This is a genomic window from Paenibacillus sp. P4_E11 (assembly GCF_056401635.1).
Map to the genome: position 1 here is coordinate 1 of NZ_JBFUIX010000493.1, position 1,305 is coordinate 1,305.

A 1,305-nucleotide genomic window follows, 5' to 3' on the forward strand; every position below is an offset into this window, starting at 1 on the left:
CTCTTCAGGCGCTCGACTTTTGCGTTGTGATAAGAACTGATGATGAACCGATAGTCGAGGCATAATCGGCTCGATCACGACATGTGGGATACATAAATTAATCATACCTGTTGTATCGCCGATCTTCGTCGTAAGTGAGATTAGTGCGATCGTTTCATTAGGAGATACGATCTGCATAAACTGCGGATTCGTCTCCAAGGTTTCCAATCTGGGTGATAAATCAATGACTGTCTTCCAGGCTTCCTGGAGGCTGTCGAACGCTCTGCTGAAAATACGCTCCATCACAATGGTCTCAATCTCGGTTAACGAGTTGATCTTAGCGGGGGAGCTCCCTGGTCCACCAAGCATCCGATCCAACATGGYGAATGCTACGTTGGGATGCACCTCTAACACCATTCTTCCTTCCAATGGCTCCGCCTCGAATATATTCAAGATCGTCATCTTCGGAATGGAACGAATGAATTCGTCGTATGGTAGCTGCTCGACTTGAACGACGTTAATCTGCACGAACGTTCGAAGCTGAGCGGAAAAGTAGGTAGTTAAGTAGCGGGCGAAGTTCTCGTGAATCCGTGTCAAGCTGCGGATATGATCCTTCGAGAACCGGACGGCTCGTTTGAAGTCATAAGCCTTGACCCGCTTCTGTGTTTCCTCTTTCTTCAACTCCTCGGCGTCCATCTCTCCCGAAGAGAGCGCAGCTAGCAAAGCGTCGATTTCATTCTGGGATAATACGTCTACCAATTTCGATTCACCCCCTTACAGACCTTTCTAGCGATCAATTTAACACAATGTTAATGTTCGTGATGTCGACTTGCCTTAGCTTGCCTTGGGTCAAAATGGGGTTAATCTTATTAAGCAGACTAGTGCTGATCAGATCATAACCTTTACTGCCGCGAATTTGTTCGGCGTTCAGATCGGCTAGTGTCTGAATCACAATCGCCTTGACGCGTGTCGTCAATTTCTCGAACTCTTCCTTCGACTTCTTGCTGTCAAGCTCGAATGCGAAGCTGATCTTAACAAAATCTTTACCCGTCAAATTCGTCGTGATGTCCGCCATTTCTACGGTCTGTGCGGCGATTTGATCGGCTGTCAATTTTTTAGCCTTTACTCCATCTACAGATGTTGCTGCCTGCACGGACGGATCGTCGGATTGGGCTTGCTTATCCAAATAGTTCCATAACACGAAGCCGGCCAGGGTAATCAGGGTGATCGAGATGAGGATCATAATCAACCACTGTACCATCTTATTCTTGAACATGTCTACGACTCCTCCGGAACGTTATTCTTAATGGCCACCCTGATCGACCC

Annotated in this window: 2 protein-coding genes; both read right to left on the reverse strand. The window is 47.3% G+C overall.

Features of this window, described 5'->3' with window-relative positions:
* The coding region (fliM, locus tag AC1DWB_RS35400) for a flagellar motor switch protein FliM (protein WP_477545748.1) at positions 1 to 738 on the reverse strand (738 nt) is incomplete at its 3' end.
* 34 nt (positions 739 to 772) lie between these two features.
* Positions 773 to 1,255, reverse strand: coding sequence for a flagellar basal body-associated FliL family protein (locus AC1DWB_RS35405; RefSeq protein ID WP_477545749.1), 483 nt, complete (start codon positions 1,253 to 1,255; stop codon positions 773 to 775).
* Positions 1,256 to 1,305 lie beyond the last annotated feature (50 nt).

Coding starts and splice junctions, on each gene's coding strand:
- AC1DWB_RS35405 (WP_477545749.1), bottom strand. CDS start 1,255: ATGTTCAAGAATAAGATGGTACAGTGGTTGATTATGATCCTCATCTCG.